Raw genomic sequence first — 2591 nt, forward strand, 5'->3', positions numbered from 1 at the left:
CTCCATTTTAATATTAATACTTATTCATTACTTATTTTAAACATCACAGTTACTATTTCAAGTGTAAAGACTTGAAACCTTCTTAAAACTTCTTAAACCTAAATTAAAAGAAATCACAAAAATAAAAACATCAAGGTACAATTTCAATGAAAAAAAATTAGAAAAAAAATAAAGGGTTTCTACAAAGCCCTTTTTAAGGAATACAAAAATTAATTTAAAAAAAAGCTTTTTTTTCATTATTTTTAATATAAAATTAAATTAGTAAATTATAAATAATAAGGATTAATATAATTTATTCAAATATTAGTTATATTCATTAAACTAATCCTTAAAAATTTCACATTCTTTAAATAATAAATAAAAGGTGTTATTTTTAAATGTATTGAGGCTTGGCCAAAAATATATTTTTTAATGAAAAAATTTCTTGAATTTATAATCTAAACATTTTAAGAATGTTTTGATTATAAATTTTGGACTTTTGGCCAACCCTCGTATTTGGAAAAAAAATTAATTAAACTTTGTTCTTATTATTTTTAATTCTAAATTATATTCTAATAATGCAAGTAATTGAAGTGCAATTTTTGCTCAAGATGTTTCAATAAACATTAATTGTTCTGATATTTAAATATTAATGATTTAAACAAATTATTAGGTAATCAAGTTTTAAGTAAAAATATTGCAGTTAACCAGTTAATTAATAAAACATCAGTAGTAATCACTCCAACATATGATTTTAACATTCGTAACAGTTTTAATGATTATATTAATAAAAAACTTTTCAGCCCTTTTAAAATATTTTTACTTAAAAATTTTCATTAAATCCTCGTTTTTCTAGAAGATTATATAAAAACTTAAATATAATATAATTAATATTATTAAATAGTTTATAAAAAGATGATTTTTTTTCTTTTTATTAAACTAAGAATTTATAAATATTTAAAAAAAAAATTTAACATAAGTTAAATGGGGGTTTAATTTTATACTATGATGATTAATGTTTATGTTAATAATAAAGATGAATTAAATCGTAAAGTACAAGAATACACTGTTCAAGATTATAATATTAAATTTGCAAATGATGATACAGTAGTGATGAAGAAAAAGGATTATAATTTAGCAATCTTCATAATCTTATTACTCCTTGGAATAATTTTTGGATTAATTTACTATTTAGTCTCAGAGGAAACAACAGTGCAAATTCAAATAGATCCCAATCGGTCTAATCATCAAAACACACCTACCCAGCCATCATCAAACACTTTACCCGTATCTAACACTCCAAATATGAGTGACACTATTTTTTGCACTAATTGTGGAAGTAAAATATTAAAAACTGAAAATTTCTGTCCAAACTGTGGATATAAAAAGACAGTTCAACATGAAAAAGAGAATTAATTAAAGAGGTTAATTTATTATGGTTAAATATTGTCCTAAATGTGGAGTGGAAAACGTTGATACTTCTAAGTTTTGCTCTAAATGTGGAAGTGAATTAAGAAACCCAAATACTTTACAATCTAATACTACAGATAATAATAGTTTAAACACTAATCCTAATACAAATTTAAATATGAATAATAATATGAATAATGAGGGTTCTAATAATATTTATTATGAAGATAAATCCCCAGGAGTCGCAGCACTACTCTCATTTATCCTTGTTGGTGCAGGATTCTTATACATACATCAAGCAGATAAATTCGCAATATACTTCATAATAGCCATAGTCTTAAGTTTCATAACAGTTTTTACATTAGGATTTGGGGCAATTATACTCATACCATTCTTAATTTATCAAATATATGCAGCTTACAAGGCAACAAAAGAATACAATATACAAAAAAGACTAACATACAATAAAATATAAAAGGGGTGATATTAAGGTGGATAATCAAAACATTATAATAATACTATTAATAATAGTAATAGCAGGAATACTAGTAAGTTTAGGGGCTTATTTCGCATTATCCGATACTAATATGGATAATCAAACCATACTAAATAATACTAATAACACTACTAATACAACATCTAATATAAGTGCAGATTCAAGTAATACAGATAATTCAAATTCTGATTCTAATCAGAAAACAGTGAGTAAAACCTCATCAAGTAAATCTGGATCTGATGGATATGATGAAGATATAGATTTATCAGAAAAAGCAGGCAGAGATTGCCATGTAACTATACATCATAATGGTGATGGGACAAAATCCTGGACAGATAGTATGGGTAGTCATACTGCATCAGAAGACGAAGAATTAGTCTTCTAAAAAAACCCTTCTTATTTATTACATTTTTTTTATTTTTAAATCATATCATCCGGTAGATAAAATTTATATTCTATTCTTTACTCTAATAAAAACTCTATAATATTTTGAAATTTAATACCATTTTTATCTTTTATAAAACTTTTATCCATTGATAAGATTATTTTTTCATAATTATCTTTAATCTTCTCATACCTGTTATGACTTTAATTATTTTAGTGTCTTTAAAATCATTTAATTGTTTTATGTATTCTGGTCTGTTTATCATATTATTATGAAAATTTGTTAATAAACATGGTTTAAGTTTTGTGTGGAGAACTAAAA

General features: G+C 23.5%; 3 protein-coding genes. All 3 read left to right on the top strand.

Annotation, left to right across the window (positions count from 1 at the left end; genetic code table 11):
- Positions 1-984 precede the first annotated feature (984 nt).
- The 3 genes from BP997_RS04385 to BP997_RS04395 are packed head-to-tail and all read left to right on the top strand — an operon-like array spanning position 985 to position 2270.
- A complete protein-coding gene (locus BP997_RS04385; protein ID WP_413823580.1) occupies positions 985-1395 on the top strand; it encodes a zinc-ribbon domain-containing protein in 411 nt (136 codons plus the stop codon).
- 19 nt (positions 1396-1414) lie between these two features.
- The gene (locus tag BP997_RS04390) at positions 1415-1864 is read left to right on the top strand and encodes a zinc ribbon domain-containing protein (protein ID WP_413823582.1); all 450 of its coding nucleotides are present in this window, start codon (positions 1415-1417) and stop codon (positions 1862-1864) included.
- A gap of 16 nt (positions 1865-1880) precedes the next feature.
- On the top strand, positions 1881-2270 hold the full coding sequence (locus BP997_RS04395) for a hypothetical protein (RefSeq protein WP_413823585.1): 390 nt from the start codon (positions 1881-1883) through the stop codon (positions 2268-2270).
- Positions 2271-2591 lie beyond the last annotated feature (321 nt).

This window comes from Methanobrevibacter sp. UBA412 (genome assembly GCA_002495685.1).
GTDB lineage: Archaea > Methanobacteriota > Methanobacteria > Methanobacteriales > Methanobacteriaceae > Methanobrevibacter_A > Methanobrevibacter_A acididurans.

What these genes read in the sequence shown, in the direction of transcription:
- BP997_RS04390 (WP_413823582.1), top strand. Translation starts at nt 1,415, where the DNA reads ATGGTTAAATATTGTCCTAAATGTGGAGTGGAAAACGTTGATACTTCT.
- BP997_RS04385 (WP_413823580.1), top strand. Translation starts at nt 985, where the DNA reads ATGATGATTAATGTTTATGTTAATAATAAAGATGAATTAAATCGTAAA.